15 protein-coding genes are annotated in these 16,061 nt (G+C 26.6%); 12 read left to right on the plus strand and 3 right to left on the minus strand.

Annotated elements, in window-relative coordinates:
* Positions 1-33 precede the first annotated feature (33 nt).
* The 9 genes from RATSFB_RS07535 (at position 34) to RATSFB_RS02030 (ending at position 10,085) form a co-directional block, all read left to right on the plus strand.
* The gene (locus RATSFB_RS07535) at positions 34-1,008 is read left to right on the plus strand and encodes a methyl-accepting chemotaxis protein (protein ID WP_044035627.1); all 975 of its coding nucleotides are present in this window, start codon (positions 34-36) and stop codon (positions 1,006-1,008) included.
* An 84-nt stretch (positions 1,009-1,092) separates the two neighbouring features.
* Positions 1,093-1,485, plus strand: coding sequence for a prepilin-type N-terminal cleavage/methylation domain-containing protein (locus RATSFB_RS01995; RefSeq protein ID WP_014094381.1), 393 nt, complete (start codon positions 1,093-1,095; stop codon positions 1,483-1,485).
* 43 nt (positions 1,486-1,528) lie between these two features.
* Positions 1,529-2,185: a peptidase gene (locus RATSFB_RS02000; RefSeq protein WP_014094382.1), complete on the plus strand. Its 657-nt coding sequence runs from the start codon at positions 1,529-1,531 to the stop codon at positions 2,183-2,185.
* A gap of 316 nt (positions 2,186-2,501) precedes the next feature.
* On the plus strand, positions 2,502-3,467 hold the full coding sequence (locus RATSFB_RS02005; protein WP_014094383.1) for an ABC transporter permease: 966 nt from the start codon (positions 2,502-2,504) through the stop codon (positions 3,465-3,467).
* Positions 3,468-3,479: 12 nt separating this feature from the next.
* Positions 3,480-4,409, plus strand: coding sequence for an ABC transporter permease (locus RATSFB_RS02010; RefSeq protein WP_014094384.1), 930 nt, complete (start codon positions 3,480-3,482; stop codon positions 4,407-4,409).
* An 11-nt stretch (positions 4,410-4,420) separates the two neighbouring features.
* Positions 4,421-5,407, plus strand: coding sequence for an ABC transporter ATP-binding protein (locus RATSFB_RS02015; protein ID WP_044035500.1), 987 nt, complete (start codon positions 4,421-4,423; stop codon positions 5,405-5,407).
* Positions 5,400-6,371 carry an ABC transporter ATP-binding protein gene (locus RATSFB_RS02020; protein ID WP_014094386.1) on the plus strand — a complete coding sequence of 324 codons (972 nt, stop codon included), beginning with the start codon at positions 5,400-5,402 and terminating at the stop codon, positions 6,369-6,371. The genes RATSFB_RS02015 and RATSFB_RS02020 overlap by 8 nt, the downstream gene beginning before the upstream one ends.
* A 93-nt stretch (positions 6,372-6,464) precedes the next feature.
* Positions 6,465-8,243 carry an ABC transporter substrate-binding protein gene (locus RATSFB_RS02025; protein WP_014094387.1) on the plus strand — a complete coding sequence of 593 codons (1,779 nt, stop codon included), beginning with the start codon at positions 6,465-6,467 and terminating at the stop codon, positions 8,241-8,243.
* A gap of 90 nt (positions 8,244-8,333) precedes the next feature.
* A complete protein-coding gene (locus RATSFB_RS02030) occupies positions 8,334-10,085 on the plus strand; it encodes a peptide ABC transporter substrate-binding protein (protein ID WP_044035501.1) in 1,752 nt (583 codons plus the stop codon).
* Positions 10,086-10,112: 27 nt separating this feature from the next.
* Here RATSFB_RS02030 and RATSFB_RS02035 read toward each other — a convergent pair whose 3' ends face one another.
* The 3 genes from RATSFB_RS02035 to RATSFB_RS02045 all read right to left on the minus strand — a co-directional run bounded on the left by RATSFB_RS02035 (position 10,113) and on the right by RATSFB_RS02045 (position 12,115).
* The gene (locus RATSFB_RS02035; RefSeq protein ID WP_014094389.1) at positions 10,113-10,700 is read right to left on the minus strand and encodes a dipicolinate synthase subunit B; all 588 of its coding nucleotides are present in this window, start codon (positions 10,698-10,700) and stop codon (positions 10,113-10,115) included.
* A gap of 102 nt (positions 10,701-10,802) precedes the next feature.
* Positions 10,803-11,285 carry a dihydrofolate reductase gene (locus RATSFB_RS02040; RefSeq protein ID WP_014094390.1) on the minus strand — a complete coding sequence of 161 codons (483 nt, stop codon included), beginning with the start codon at positions 11,283-11,285 and terminating at the stop codon, positions 10,803-10,805.
* A 2-nt stretch (positions 11,286-11,287) separates the two neighbouring features.
* Entirely contained in the window at positions 11,288-12,115 is an 828-nt protein-coding gene (locus tag RATSFB_RS02045; RefSeq protein ID WP_014094391.1) for a thymidylate synthase, read from the minus strand.
* Positions 12,116-12,286: 171 nt separating this feature from the next.
* Between RATSFB_RS02045 and RATSFB_RS02050 the strand changes: the two genes are divergently transcribed.
* The 3 genes from RATSFB_RS02050 (at position 12,287) to RATSFB_RS02060 (ending at position 16,055) form a co-directional block, all read left to right on the plus strand.
* Positions 12,287-13,708, plus strand: coding sequence for an FGGY family carbohydrate kinase (locus RATSFB_RS02050; RefSeq protein ID WP_014094392.1), 1,422 nt, complete (start codon positions 12,287-12,289; stop codon positions 13,706-13,708).
* 114 nt (positions 13,709-13,822) lie between these two features.
* Entirely contained in the window at positions 13,823-14,818 is a 996-nt protein-coding gene (locus RATSFB_RS02055) for an aldo/keto reductase (RefSeq protein WP_014094393.1), read from the plus strand.
* A gap of 67 nt (positions 14,819-14,885) precedes the next feature.
* Positions 14,886-16,055: an AI-2E family transporter gene (locus tag RATSFB_RS02060; RefSeq protein WP_044035502.1), complete on the plus strand. Its 1,170-nt coding sequence runs from the start codon at positions 14,886-14,888 to the stop codon at positions 16,053-16,055.
* Positions 16,056-16,061 lie beyond the last annotated feature (6 nt).

The following is a 16,061-nucleotide window of genomic DNA, read 5'->3' on the forward strand; positions in this document are numbered from 1 at the left end:
AATTTATATGATTTGTTTAGAGGAGAGAGATTATTGTTTAAGAAAATTTTGAAAAAAAATGGTAATAAGAAGAAAGTAGAGCACGATAAGGAAGTAATTAATAAAAGTGATAAAGAAGAGAATAATGATGAGAAGTTAAATAACAATCATATTAATGAAAATAAAAATTATTTTGAAGATGTTAGGAAAACTTTATTAAATATTGATACAAAGAATGTAGAGTTTAATGAGAAAGCAGATAAAATTTTAAAATATGCTAATTCTCAGAATAATATGTTTGATACATTAGAAAAGAAGGCAATAGATAGAGTAGATGATTATAGAAATTTAAATCAAACAATATCTGATATTTTTAAAATTATAAAAGATGAAGAAATATTAGTATCAGAAGGTGAAGACAAAATTGTATTTTTGATATCTAATGTTGATAAATTAATTCAGAATTTTTCAAATATTAGTAGGGTATTTGGAAGTTTGAACAATAAGATAACTGAGATAAATAAATTTACAGAGGTTATAAATAAAATTTCAAGTCAAACTAATCTTTTAGCACTTAATGCATCTATTGAAGCTGCTAGAGCAGGTGAAGCTGGTAAAGGATTTGCTGTTGTTGCTGACGAGGTAAGAAAATTAGCTGAAGAAACTAAGAAAGCATCGGAACATATAAATAAAACTATAGATGAAATAACTAATGAAACAGAAGAAATTTCTTATGAGATGATGCAAAATATATCGGATGTAAATGTAATAAAGGAATCTTCAGAAAAAACTTTTAATATGTTAGCTTCTTTAAAGCAAACGAGTTATAAAAAATATACTCAAATAGAGTTAGTTAGAGATAAATTACAAGAATTGAAAAGTATTATGCAATCTATGTCTGGAGAATTTTCAAAAATAAAAGAGGTATTTGGACTCAAGGAAGAAATAATAAAAGATATTTTGGAACTTTGCGTTTATTATGTTGATAAATTGGAGTTGTTAAAAGAAATATTAGAAAAAAATGACTAAAGATGTCTACATAAAATTGAATAATAAATGTATTTTGTTGAAAATATTTAAATATTATGGATATTTAAATAGGGGGTAAACAAAATGAAATTTAAAAATAGAAAAAAGAATGGATTTAGTATTATAGAGGTCATGGTATCATTTGTTATCATAATTATAATAGTACTTTTGATAGGACCTAATCTATTTTCTACATATGAAAGGTCTAAAGAGATGTCTAAGGTAAGTGATGCAAGCGCTATAGTTAATGCTACTGATATGCACAATTTAAATAGATTCATGGAAGGAGAAATTGAGGCAATTTCAGACAATATTACAATGTCTGAACTTCGTCAAATTAATGAACAATATAAGTATTTAAATAATTGGCCTAAATGGGTGACTGATTCCATGACATTAAAAGATATTAAAGATATAGCAAATAATAATTTAGTTAATAAAAGTACTATATCTAGAGCAATTGATAACAGAGTGTAATATGAAATTAGGAATATATATTTACATATTGTTGAGCACTGTAATGAGTGCGATGTTAAATTTTTTAATTCTAAAAATTATAGGTAATTTAGATTATAAAATTTTTGGATTAAAAGATAAGAATGCTTCTATATTTGTAATATATAGAGGTATTTTTAAAGATAAAATATTATTATTTAGAATTTGTATTTGCAGTGTATTATTTATAATATTTAATACTATAATTTTATTTAAAATTTTAGATAAATTCAGTTTTATAATGATTTATACATATTTAAAATATTATTATTTATTTTTAGTGATTTATATATTTGCTTTTATAGATTATATAACGTACTATGTTTATACGATTTTGTCATATCCAATAATTATATTTTCTTTAGTTATGTTTATATTGTCGTTTTTAGATTCAAGAAATATTAAAATCAATTTAGAAACTATAATTTTAATAGGATTTTTATATTTATTGATAAATAAATTTAAATTTCTAGGTGAAGGTGATTTCGATATATTATTAATAGTAGCTTTGACTTTAGGAGTTTTACCTACAATATTTATTTTTTATTTATCAATAATTATGTCCGGGATAATAGGTATTGGGATTTTATTTAAGAATTGTTTTAAATTGCAAAATAATAGATTAGCATTTGTCCCGTTTATTTTTATAGCAACTACAGTTTTTATAGCCCTAAAAGTATAAATATTAATTTATTTTAATTAATATTTAAATATTAGATTGAAACCTAATTATATAAGTAGTATAATTGTATAAATATACTTTGATTGTATAATTGAAAATTAGATTTTTATCTGTTAATATTTAGGGTTATTTGAGAGGATATTTGTTAATGTAAATAATTAAATAGTTACATAGAAATTTATATAGAAAAATTATTTTTGAATTGTATAATTTAAAAACTGGCTATCTGGATGCCCTTATTAACGTATTACTTTGATTAAATTGTAGTAAGTTAATACTGTGGCATTTTTTTATTAATATTTAGGTGGTGTACTTGATGAAGCAATATATAATAAGGAGATTACTCTTATTTATACCAATAATACTTGGGATATCATTCATTTTATTTTTTTTATATGTGTCATCGCCAGGTGACCCATTATCAGGGATAATAGCAACACAACCTGGTATAACACCGGAAAGAATACAGGAGTTGAGAACTCTTTATGGACTTGATGGAAGTATTATTCAGAGGTATTTTAACTGGTTGAAAAATGCGATAAGATTTGATTTTGGAGTATCTCTCAATTATAGAGAACCTGTTAGTTCGATATTAGGTGTGTATATTTGGAATTCATTTTATTTAAATGTATTGTCATTTTTATTTTCAGTATTTGTGTCAATTCCATTAGGGATATATATATCAACAAAACATGGTAAAGCATTAGATAAATTTGTGCTTACTTTTTCATTGTTATTTACATCATTACCAACTTTTGTTTTAGGTATTATCGCTATAAAATATGTGGCACCTTTACTTGGATTACCAATTATAGGTATGACGACCATAGGAAGTAATTATGTAGGGTTTGCTTATATAAAAGATGTCTTACTTCATACAGCCTTACCTTTTATAATTTTAAGTTTATTTAGTTTAGCAGGTACTTTAAGAGTTGTTAAAACATCTATGCTTGAAATAATAAGACAAGATTATATAAGAACGGCAAGAGCAAAAGGAGTAAGTGAGAGAGTAGTTGTATATAAACATGCATTTAGGAATGCATTAATCCCTTTGATACCTATTATTGTTGGAGGTATTGTTACTCTATTTAGTGGATCGATAATAATTGAGCAAGTTTTTGGCTGGCCTGGTATAGGTAATATAACTTATCAAGCTATTTTAAATAGAGATTACCCATTATTGATGGGATCTGCTATGTTTTATGCAGTATTAACTATATTTTCAAACTTATTAACTGATATTGTTTATGCGTTTGTTGATCCGAGAATAAGACTAAAATAGGAGGTTAAGATTGTGAAAAAAGATAAAGAATTGATTGTTAAAGATAAGAGTGAATTTGATGAAGAAAATTATAAAGTTGAATCTCCAACAAAAATTATATTTAGAAGGTTATTAAAAGATAAATTAGCTATACTTGGATTTGCTATGCTCATAATAATTTTAATATTAATTTTGATTGTTCCATTATTTAGTCAAGATTCATCTACGATAAATATATTGATTAAAAATCAATCTCCTTCCCATGAACATATTTTGGGAACAGATGCATTAGGAAGAGATATGTTTGCGAGGGTTCTTGAAGGAGGAAGATTTTCATTTTTTGTAGGGTTTGCAGCAACTATTATATCTGTGTTTTTAGGAACATTTTTTGGGCTTGTAGCAGGTTATTATGGTGGAGTAATTGATATGATTATAATGAGAGTTGTCGATATTTTGATGAGTATACCAACGCTTCCATTACTTATCATACTGGCTGCGTTTTTATCTGACTTAGAAGTAAATCCTAAATATAGAATTTATGTAACATTAGGATTATTAGCATTTATATTTTGGACGACGTATTGCAGGAATATAAGGGGTATAGTTTTATTACTTAGAGAACAAGAGTATATGCAAGCTACTGAAGCTTTAGGATTTTCGACATTTAGGAAATTATTTGGTCATCTGTTACCTAATATATTGCCATATATAATACTTTATATAGCAAGCGGTCTAGGTACTATGATGATTTTTGAAGCGAGTTTGAGTTATTTAGGTTTAGGTGTTCAAGCACCATATGCATCTCTTGGAAATTTATTGCAAACCACGCGTAATTTCTTTGATTTAACTAAGAGAGTATGGCTATGGATTCCACCTACTATTTTATTATTTACATCAGTTTTATCTATAAACTTGGTTGGTGAGGGTTTAAGAAATGCTATAGACCCAAGACTTAAGAAGTAGAGGTGGTTTATATGAGTAAAAAAATAGTAGAATTTAAAAATTTATGTGTTTCTTTTAAAGTGGAAGAAGGAACAGTTAAAGCAGTAAATGATGTTAGTTTTGAAATTAGAGAAGGTGAAGTATTAGGAATTGTAGGAGAGTCAGGATGTGGTAAATCAGTTACATCAATGTCTTTAATGAGGTTATTATCTGTTCCGCCTGCTAAATATGAGTCAGGAAGTATTTATTTAAATGGAACAGATATTTTAACCTTATCTGAAGAAGAAATGAGAAAAAGAAGAGGTTCTGAGGTAGCTATGATTTTCCAGGAACCTATGACATCATTAAATCCAGTAATGAAAATTGGATATCAAATTTCTGAAGTAATAATTATACATCATAAAGTATCTAAGAAAGAAGCAAAGAGACGTTCTATTGAGATGATAAAGCTAGTTGGTATACCAAGGGCTGAATCGATCTATGATTCATATCCTCATGAATTATCGGGAGGAATGCGTCAAAGGATAATGATTGCTATTGCTTTGGTATGTAATCCTCAGGTTTTAATTGCTGATGAACCAACTACAGCATTAGATGTTACTATACAAGCACAAATATTAGATTTAATAAAGAATATGAGAGAAAAACTTGGTACTTCTATAATGATGATAACTCATGATTTAGGAGTTATAGCAGAAATGGCTGATTATGTTATTGTTATGTATGCAGGAAAAGTTGTAGAAAAGGCTAAAGTAAGAGAAATATTTAATAATCCTAAACATCCATATACAATTGGACTTATGAGATCAAAACCTACATTTGAAGGTAGTACAGGTAAATTATACTCTATACCTGGGCAAGTTCCAAACCCGATGGATTTACCAAATTATTGTTATTTTTATGATAGATGTGATAGAAGACAAGAGAGTTGCAAGAAAGGTATACCGGATTTAGTAAAGGTTAATGATGCACATTATGCTTCTTGCTATATTTTGGGTGAGGAGGTAAATAATGAGTAACGATAAAATTATTGAAGTAATAAATTTAAAAAAATATTTTCCAATTAAAAATGGAGTTTTACAGAGAGTTGTAGGAAATGTAAAGGCGGTTGATGATGTTTCTTTTACAATAAACAAGGGTGAAACTTATTCGCTTGTTGGTGAATCAGGTTGTGGAAAATCAACTTTGGGTAGGACGGTTATTAAATTATTAGATAAAACAGATGGGACAGTTTTATTTAAAGGTATTGATATCTATAGTTTGTCTAAGAAAGAAATGAGAGAACTTAGACTTAAAATGCAAATAATATTTCAAGATCCATTTAGCTCTCTAAATCCAAGAAAGTCTGTTGGTGATTTGATAGGTGAAGCATTGATTGCTCATAAAGTTGTAAATAGCAAGAAAGAGTACTATAATAAAGTTGGAGAAGTTATGGAAATATGTGGTCTTGCAAAATATCATATGAAAAGATATCCACATGAATTTTCTGGAGGTCAAAGACAGAGGATATGTATAGCTAGGGGATTAATTTTAAATCCAGAATTTATAGTTGCTGATGAACCAGTATCGGCATTAGATGTTTCTATACAATCTCAAATAATAAATTTACTTCAGCAATTCCAAGAAGAATATAAGTTAAGTTATTTGTTTATATCTCATGATTTGAGTGTTGTAAGACATATAAGTCATAGAGTAGGTGTTTTATATTTGGGTTCTTTGGTTGAAGAAGCAAAGAAAGATGATTTATATTCAAAACCACTACATCCATATACACAGGTTTTAATATCTTGTGTTCCTTTACCTGATCCAGATAGAAAAAATGAAAGGATAGTATTAAAAGGGGATATACCTAGTGCATCGAACCCTCCATATGGATGTAAGTTTCATACAAGATGTTTACATGTTAAAGAAATATGTAGACATGATACTCCAATATTAAAAGATTTAGGTAATGGGCATAAAGTAGCATGTCATCTATATTAAATTTATTTTAAAATAAATTTAATATAGATTTTATATAAATAAAATCTATAATTATTAAATTTTATTAAAGTTTATAATTTCTAGGAGGATTAAATGAGAAAGAAGAAATTAATTAGTATTTTGGGATTGGTTTTAGGATTTATGTTTGTTGTTTCCTCTTGTTCCACATCAAATTCAAATCAATCAACTAAACCTAATGTTAATCAAAATCAGTTAAATGTATCTCTTGTAAATGGTACGGGTGAGTATGATGAAAAGACTTTATATTTAAAAGCTAGTGAACCAGAACGTTTACCTTCAACTTCAGCAAATAGAAAGGATACGCTTATAATTGGAATAATAAATCCAAATGGTGTATTTAATCCATTACTTGAAGAGTCACAATATGATTCGGATGTAAATGATGCTATATGGGCCCCATTACTTGAAGTAAATTATGATGGAACAATAATAGAAGGGTTGGCCTATTTACCTGAAGTGTCTGAAGATGGAAAGACTTATACATTTACTTTGAAAGATGGTATTAAGTGGCAAGATGGTACACCTATAACATCACAAGATTTTGAGTTTACATTTAAATATATAATGGATAAAACATATACTGGAAGATTTGAAAGAGAAAGTTTAAATGTTCTAGGATGGGAAGCTTATAGGGATGGTACATCCACTAATATTGAAGGATTTAAAATAATAGATGATAATAAGTTTTCAGTTACAGTAGATAATCCCAATGCTAAAACTTTGACTTATTTTTCTAAAGATCTTAAGCCTTTAGCTAAACATGTGTATGGAGCAGATTATGTTCAAGGAAATGCTAAGGATTTAGATAAATTTAATAGGAATCCGTTTGGTAATGGAGCTTATAAGTTTGTGAATTATAAAGATGGAGAAGAGGTAGTTTTAGTTGCTAATGAAAATTATTATAAAGGTGTTCCAAAGGTTAAAAATTTAGTTTTCAGAGTAGTAAATGAAACTAACCAAATGCTATTGTTGCAAAATGGTGATGTAGATATAATGAATGGAACTATAGCAGTTACTACAGAAAATTTATCACTTGTAAATCAACTTGGATTTGCTAATGCAAATATAGTTGAACTTTTAGGATATGGATATATTGCTATAAACCATAAAGAACCAATTATGCAGGATTTAAATGTTAGAAGGGCATTAGCTTATGGTTTAGACAGAGCTTCTGTTGTGGAAGCTGCATTTGGAGGGCAGGCGAATGTGATAGATATTCCACAATCTACAGTTTCTTGGGCTTATCCAGATGAAAAAGATTATACACATTATGAATATAATCCAGAAAAAGCAAAACAACTTTTAGAAGAGGCAGGTTGGAAAGTTGGCTCTGATGGAATAAGAGAAAAAGATGGGGTTAAATTATCACTTAAATTTTTAGCATCTTCTCCGAATAGTGTTAATGATATCTTAGTTCCTGTAATGATTGAAAACTATAAGGCAATTGGTATAGAATTAAAAGCTGAGCAAATGGAATTTAGAACTCTGATTGATAAACAGAGCGAAGCAAGAGAGGGTAATTTTTCTTACCATTTAGCATTTTTAGCATGGTCTCTTGATATTGATCCAGACTCAACTTCAACATTTGGTTCAACAGGTGCAAATAATAAAATTTCATACTCAAATCCTACTATTGATAAATTGTTGAGTGATGCTTTAAATGAAATGGATCAAACTAAGAGAAAAGCATTATACGCACAGTTATATAAAGAAATTTCAGAAGATCTTCCATATTTATTCTTATATCAAAGAAAGAACATGAGTGTTTATTCTTCTAAAGTAAAAGGAATAGACATAGAAACTCCTTATAGAACGTTTAAGGATGACTTAGAAAAGATTTCAATCGAATAGTAAATAATTGATTAAATAAAATCTTGCTTGTATATTAATTTTATTATTTAATATATACAAGTGGGATTTTTTATTTGGTATAGAAAGAGGATGATTAAGTTAAATAAGTTTTTAGGTTTTGTTTTGATTTTTATGATGTTTACTTTTTGTTCTTGTGAAAAGCAAGGTGAAATTGTACAAAATAGGGAAGTTGTATTTGTTAACGGAGTGGATGAGTTTGATAAAGAAACTTTATATTTAATTCCATCAAATCCAGATGCTTTGCCTAAAAATTCTTTGAACAGGAAAGATACTTTGATAATTGGAATGCCTGCACCTAGTGGTGTATTTAATCCATTATTTGCAATTTCGGTAAATGATGTTGATGTTAATGATACAATGTGGGATCCTATTTTAGAGATTGATGGTAATGGAAATGTTACAGATGGTGTAACTTATTTGCCTGAAATTTTAAAAGATGAGAATACTTATAATTTTACAATTAAAGACGATGCTGTGTGGCAAGATGGTGAGCCAATTACTTCTTATGATATGGAATTTACGTTTAAAGTTTTAATGGATAAAACTTATACTGGTACTTTTGAGAGAGATAATTTTAATATGTTTGGATGGGAAAATTATAGAGATGGAGTAACAGATAGTATAGAAGGATTTAAAATAATAGATGATAAACGATTTTCTATTAAGTTTAATTCTATAAATGCTAAGAAAAATTATTATTTTGAGAGAATTAAGCCACTTGCTTTTCATGTTTATGGTAAAGATTATGTTCAAGGAGAAGCATTTAAAATTGAATTGTTAAATAGAAAACCATTTGGTAATGGTCCGTATAAATTCGTTGAATATATAGAAGGCGAAGAAGTAAGACTTGTAGCAAATGAAAATTATTATAATGGTAAGCCTAAGATTAAAAATTTAATACTTAAAGTAATTAATGATTCAAATCAAATTTCTTTAATAGAAAATGGTGATGTTGATATAATAAGAAAAACGATATTGCCAACACAAGAAAATTTTACTATTTTAAATGATATGGGATTTGTTGGTGGAATTTTAACCGATGTATTGGGTTATGGATATATTGCAATAAATCATAAAGAAGAAATTATGAGAGATATAAATATACGGCAAGCACTTGCATATGGGTTAGATCGAGAAACAATAGTAAAAGCAAGTTTTGGAGATTATGGAAGTGTATTAGATATACCACAAAATAAGAATTCCTATTTTTATCCAGATACTGAAGATTTTATTAAATATGATTATAACCCAGATAAGGCAATTGAGCTTTTAGAGAAGTCTGGTTGGTTTTTAGGAGAGGATGGTATAAGAGAAAGAAATGGACAAAAATTGAGTTTAAAATTTATAGTGGGTTCTACAAATGAAGTTAATGATGTGTTGATTCCTATAATGATTGATAATTATAAGAAAATTGGTATTGATATTATGGTTGAATTTATGGAATCTAAAACGTTAATTCAAAGACAAAAGGATGCAAAAGATGGGAAGTTCTCTTATCATTTATCATTTATGTTTACACCTTTTGCTAGCCCTGATCCTGATTCATCATCAAGATTTTCTACAAATGGACCTTCAAATAGATTTTCATATTCAAACGAAACTGTTGATAAACTTCTTGAAGATGCATTAAATGAACTTGATAATGTTAAAAGGAAAGAAATATACGCAGAATTATACAAAGAGATTGCATATGATCTTCCATATATATTCTTATTTGAGAGAAAGAATATTGATATATATACTTCAAAGGTTAAAGGAATTAAAAATTATAATTTAAATAGATGGTTCTCAAAGGATCTTGAAAAACTGTATATAGAATAAAAGCTATCTTATCTTTAAGATAGCTTTTTATATTGTTATTATTGGTCTTATTTGCTTTCCTTCAAGAGCAAGAAACATGGTATCAATAATTTTTGAGTAATCCGCAACAAGAGAGTTTGGTTTTGATACAATATTATCTTGAATCATTGGAGCAAAATAAATATTTTTAGTATTTATAAGTGAAGATATATTTTTAAGCGTAATACCTAATGCGTCATTTGATGATAATGCAATCACGAGAGGTTTATCTTGTCCTCTTAGAAAAGATTTGACTGCCATAGTAACCGGAGTGTCATTTATACCATTTGCAATTTTACCTAGAGTGTTTGATGTGCATGGAGCAACCATAAATAAATCTAGAAAATTTTTAGGACCTATAGACTCAGATTCTTCGATACTTTTTAATATGGTATTTTTAGTTTTGTTTTTTAAAAATTTCATAGTTTCTTCTGGAATTGCAAATCTATTTTTGATCTTTTGAACGTTGAAGGAAACAATAGGATATATACAAGCACCCAATTCTATAAGTTTTTCCATTAGAGAAAAAGAATTTTTAAAAGTACAAAATGATCCCGTTATAGCATAACCGATTTTTAGACCGTTTAAATTTTTCATAAATAACCTCATAATACATTAATAAAAAAGAAAATTATATAATAAGAAAATATTCTCAAATGTATTAAAAGGTTACTGAGATAGGGGGTACTTTTGGATTGGTTAATTAATTTTTTTGTATATATTTATAAAGAACATATTATACTCTTTTTGATTGATAAGTTTAAAATTAGTTAGGTCTATATTTAATTTTACAGATTGGTTTACAGGATAGAGTTTAGTGTATTCATTTTTTATTATTGTTAGATGTATTTCGTCATAGAAAGGTGTAAAATGTTTATATATTTCATTTCCACCTATTATAAAAATATCTTTTGATGTATTTAGTTTTAAAACATCATTTATATCATTAAAAACTATATAAGATTTGTTATCTGGGTTACATAAATTACGAGAAATAATTATATTTTTCCTGTTCGATAGAGGTTTATTATCTAAACTATTGAAAGTTTTTCTACCCATAACTATTATATTACCAATAGTTTTTTCCTTAAATATTTTAAGGTCTTCTTTAATGCGGTAAATAAGTTCATTATTTATACCGAGTGAATTGTATTTATCAATGCATGCAATTAACTTGATCATAATTAAATTCCTAACTCAAATTTTAATTGTGGTGATGTATACTCGTAGTTTTCTATTTCAAAGTCATCAATTGTGAAACTATAAAAATCAGTTTTATTTGTATTTAGTTTCAAAATTGGTTGTTTGCCTATTTTTCTGTCAAGTAGTATGAGGGCTTGATTGATATGTCTTTCATAAATATGTACGTTATTAATAATACGAGTGAATTTTCCGGGTTTTAAATTACATGTTTTGGATATCATCATTTGAAGAGCCACATATTGTATTAAGTTTATTGAGGATGATACAAGAAAATCTGAGCTTCTTTGTACGAGCATTGTATCTAAAAAATCTCCTCTTACAGAGAATAAAGTTTGAAAAGCACAAGGATTAAGTCCATCACTATCTTCAAAATCTTTTTCCTGCCATAAATTTATAATATGACGTCTTCCATAAGGATCTTTTTTTATACCATCAATCAACTTGTTTATAAGATCATATCTTTTTACAGTTTCCCCATATCTTATACCGATTGTATTTGGGTATTTAAGGCTTTCCCATTCATCCCACCAAAAGATGTTATATTTATTTCTGAGTAGATTTAGATCAGATGTTTGATCTTGATATATCCAAAAGATTTCTTTTATAGCATTTTTGACTGGTATGTATCTCAATGTTATTATAGGAAATTCATTTTTTGATATATCGTAACTTTCCACGTAATGAGTTATAAATTTTGAATATGCGGGAGAACCATCTTTGTATTTTGGACGTGGATTTTTGTCAAATATTCCGTTATTTAATATGTTTTTAATGCAATTTTTATGGTTTATATCAGCAACACAAATCATTTTTTAAATCCTTATAATTAATAAATTAGTATTATTGAAATATAATATAGTATTTTTGGTAAATTTTCTATATAAAAGTTAAAATTAATGAATTAATGCAAGATTAGGGTAATATATTTAATTTTAATTTAAAAATTTTACACTTAGAATTACTTATTAAGAGGTGAGGGAATGGATTGTTGTTTGGTTATAGATATTTCAAAAATAAATTTAAAAATAATGTGTATTATGCTTAAAAATGATAGAATATTTATGCAAGAAGTTCATAGATGTTCAAAAATAACATCAAATATATTTAATTCTATGAAATATTTGAATGTAGATAAAATAATAAAGGAAATAAATGAAGCTTTAGTTAGTGTTAAACAGATAGGGTATAATGTTGAATCAATTTCTATAAATTCTTCTATAAATGAACCTATTATTTTGGATGAAAATAATAATTTAGTAATGGAAATATATTTAGGTTTAAATATGAAATCTATTTATTTAAATAAGATAGTAAATGAATTAGGAAGTGCGTATATTTATAGAAAAACGGGAGTAGAACTTAATAGTAATGATACTTTGTGTAGACTTTTGATGTGTAAAGATATGCATAAAAATGAATTTAAAAATATCAGGAAAATTGTTTATTTAAGTGATTATATAGCTTATAGATTAACAGGCAATTTATTTAATGAGAGAAGTCAGCTTGGATTTTCACAATTATTTAATTTTAAAAATCAAAAGATTGATAGCGATATGATTGACTATATAGGTTTTGATAACGATTTAGAATTTAATATAGTAGATTATGGTAAAAGTATTGGTAATTGTAAAGTAAATGGAGTGGATGTAATATCTCCTTATGGTAATACGTTATTATCATCATTTTTTACTACTCATATATTAAATAAAAATTCTATATTTATAATTAATTCTTATGAAGGGATTATTGGATGTACCGAAGATTTTTCTAAGATGTATCTTGAAGGTTCTAAATTTGGTTTAAATCATCAATTATTTAATAGTGATTTAGTGAAAATATTTAGATATATACCATGCTATAAATTGGTTGATGATTTTTTGAAGAATATAGAGAACAATTTTATGATTGAGAATTTGTGGAATATTTTGGATAGTGATGAAGATATAAATTATATTATAGATTTTGATAGCGATATATTTAAAAATTCAGCGTTGTTAATGAATATTGTGAAATATTATTTTGATTTTAAGTTAAATGGTATGCCAAATTCTATTTCTGATTTTATAAGGATTGTTTATAATAGTTTTGCTGTATATTATAAAAAGTGTATAAAAGATTTTGAAAAAATAACTGGTGGTATATTTGATAGTATATGTATGGTTGGAGATTATAGTTTAAATAGTTCTTATAATCAATTTATATCTGATATTACGCTAAAAGATTTAAAAATCGGGCCTAAAGATTCAGGTATTATAGGAAATGCAATAAATCAGTTTCTTTCGACTGGTAAGATAAAAAATGTTTATGATGTTGATTATTTACTTGAAAATTCCTTTAATTATTCACAAATAAAGTATAGTGGGAAAAAAATTGATTATCAGTATTTAGAAAATATAGTTTGATTTTTTTTAAATAGCTACTTTTTTATAAAGGTAGCTATTTTATTGTTTAAATATAGATTTATTACAATTATCTATGATATAATAAAGGATAATTTTAGTTTGGGGGATATCTTAATGAAAAAATATGTAACACTCGTTCCAGGATCAAGTCATCACATATATAAGATAGGACTAGGAACATATGATATTTTAAAAAGTGGGTTGTCAGAGGAAAAACTTGAAGAGTTATTGACAGATTTTTTAGATATGGGAGGAAATGTAATAGATACTTCAGTATCTGAATTAGGATTAAGAATAAATGAAATAGAGGAATCACAAAAGTTTGTCGGTAGATGGATTAGCAATTGTGGTAGACGTAAAACTATTTATCTGATTTCTAAAAGTTCTTTTCTTTTAAAAAGTAATACTTTTGATTCTTTGTTAAATGATGTGAATATTAGTTTAAAAAATTTAAATACTAATTATTTAGATTTACTTTTAATTGATGGTGACGATCAACACACAGATGTATCTTTGATACTTGAATATTTGGAAAAAATTAAAAAAGATGGTAAGATACTAAGTTATGGATGTTCTAATTGGAAGCCTTATAGAATTAGACAAGCTATGGAATATGCAAATAAAAATAATATTGAAGGTTTTGTAGTTAATCAAATGTTATGGAATGTAGGTGTTTGCGGAATGGACAACTCTAAAATAGATGACAAATATGTAAAGATGGATTCAGAAATGATGGACATACATAATGAATTTAATATATTGGCAATGCCATATTCTGCACTAGCAGGTGGTTTTTTTGCAAAACTCTATTTAAATGAAATGGAACCACAAACTGTTGATATGGAAGGACTTAAATTAAATTCACCATATTATACTGAAAAAAATTTGAACTTATATGAAGAACTTAAAGTTATAGGAGAAAAATATATAGCATCGCCATCATGGGCTGCGCTCGGATATTTATTTAATCAAAGAATAGAGACATGTTCTATAATATCAGTTAATAATTTAAATCAGTTAAAAGAGGCATTTGAAGCTATAGATATAAAATATAGTTTTGAAGATTTTAAAAATATAGATATATTTAATAATGAAGAAATTTTAGTTTAAAATTTTAATATTTAGGTATGTTTATAATGATGGGAATTAGATATTATTAGATTTTGGAGGAAATATTTTGAAAGAATTTTGGGGAAATTTTAAGAGACATAGATTTTTTATTATTTTTATTATGGTTATCATGGTGGTTTTACTAAATAAGGCAATTGATTATGTGCCAGGTTTTTGGTATAGAATTACAGAAATTAGTTCGAAGATGTTTAATATATGTCAGCCAATAATTATTGCTGCTATTATGTCTTATATATTAAAACCATTAGTTAACTTATTAGATAAAGTGTATTTCAAATTGTTTTACAAAGTTAAAAAAGATCAAAATCCAGTAGAGATTGTTTCAAAGAAACAATTTAGTAGAATAAGACTTTTAACTGTTGTAACAGTACTTTTAGTTCTAGGTTCTGCATTTGCTATACTTATAACATTTATATTAGAACCATTTTTAAAAAGTTTAAAATCTCTTATAATACAGTTGCCAGATTATCTTAATATTGTTTTAGAATTTTTAGGTAATTTTGAAATTGATCCAAATATTATAAATAATATAAATGAGAAGGTTGCCTATTTCTTAAATAATAATCTTAAAAATGTTTTAGATATATCTATTTCTGCTGTGACATCATTAATTTCCAGTACCGGTACATTTATATTTAATTTTTTAGTGGCTGTAATTTTATCTGTTTATATTTTAAGAGATAAGGAAAAAATAGCAAAATTTTTCTCAACATTATCAGATGTAATATTTAGAAATAAAATTAGTATGAAGATTAAAAATTTTGTATTAGATTTTGATCAGATATTTAGTGGATATTTTACAGGGGTTATTGTAGATGCAATATTTGTTGGAGTGTGTTCGTTTATTTTAACTTATATTATAAAAAATCCATATGCACTTATAATTGGAGTGCTTGCAGGTGTAAGTAATGTAATACCATACTTAGGTCCGCTAATCGGTGCTATAGGTGCTTTTGTTTTGGGATTGCCATCTGGATTTAGTACAGCTATAATTGGATTTTTATTGCTTATGGCATTTCAGCAAATTGAAGGTAATTTGATTCAACCTAAGATATTGGGGGACTTTGTTGGATTGTCACCACTTGTTGTCATAGTATCTTTAATAGTAGGTGGAGGATTATTTGGAATTGCTGGGATAATATTGTCATCTCCTGTTGTAGGAATAATTTCTCTTTATTATAAAAGATATTTGAAAAAGATAAATAAGGGAATTTAACGAGGA

The sequence above is a fragment of the Candidatus Arthromitus sp. SFB-rat-Yit genome, assembly GCF_000283555.1.
Lineage (GTDB): Bacteria > Bacillota > Clostridia > Clostridiales > Clostridiaceae > Dwaynesavagella.

What these genes read in the sequence shown, in the direction of transcription:
- RATSFB_RS02045 (WP_014094391.1), bottom strand. Translation starts at nt 12,115, where the DNA reads ATGATTTGTGTTGCTGATATAAACCATAAAAATTGCATTAAAAACATA.
- RATSFB_RS02025 (WP_014094387.1), top strand. Translation starts at nt 6,465, where the DNA reads ATGAGAAAGAAGAAATTAATTAGTATTTTGGGATTGGTTTTAGGATTT.
- RATSFB_RS02020 (WP_014094386.1), top strand. Translation starts at nt 5,400, where the DNA reads ATGAGTAACGATAAAATTATTGAAGTAATAAATTTAAAAAAATATTTT.
- RATSFB_RS02040 (WP_014094390.1), bottom strand. Translation starts at nt 11,285, where the DNA reads ATGATCAAGTTAATTGCATGCATTGATAAATACAATTCACTCGGTATA.
- RATSFB_RS02055 (WP_014094393.1), top strand. Translation starts at nt 13,823, where the DNA reads ATGAAAAAATATGTAACACTCGTTCCAGGATCAAGTCATCACATATAT.
- RATSFB_RS02030 (WP_044035501.1), top strand. Translation starts at nt 8,334, where the DNA reads ATGATTAAGTTAAATAAGTTTTTAGGTTTTGTTTTGATTTTTATGATG.
- RATSFB_RS01995 (WP_014094381.1), top strand. Translation starts at nt 1,093, where the DNA reads ATGAAATTTAAAAATAGAAAAAAGAATGGATTTAGTATTATAGAGGTC.
- RATSFB_RS02015 (WP_044035500.1), top strand. Translation starts at nt 4,421, where the DNA reads ATGAGTAAAAAAATAGTAGAATTTAAAAATTTATGTGTTTCTTTTAAA.
- RATSFB_RS02050 (WP_014094392.1), top strand. Translation starts at nt 12,287, where the DNA reads ATGGATTGTTGTTTGGTTATAGATATTTCAAAAATAAATTTAAAAATA.
- RATSFB_RS02000 (WP_014094382.1), top strand. Translation starts at nt 1,529, where the DNA reads ATGAGTGCGATGTTAAATTTTTTAATTCTAAAAATTATAGGTAATTTA.
- RATSFB_RS02035 (WP_014094389.1), bottom strand. Translation starts at nt 10,700, where the DNA reads ATGAAAAATTTAAACGGTCTAAAAATCGGTTATGCTATAACGGGATCA.
- RATSFB_RS02005 (WP_014094383.1), top strand. Translation starts at nt 2,502, where the DNA reads ATGAAGCAATATATAATAAGGAGATTACTCTTATTTATACCAATAATA.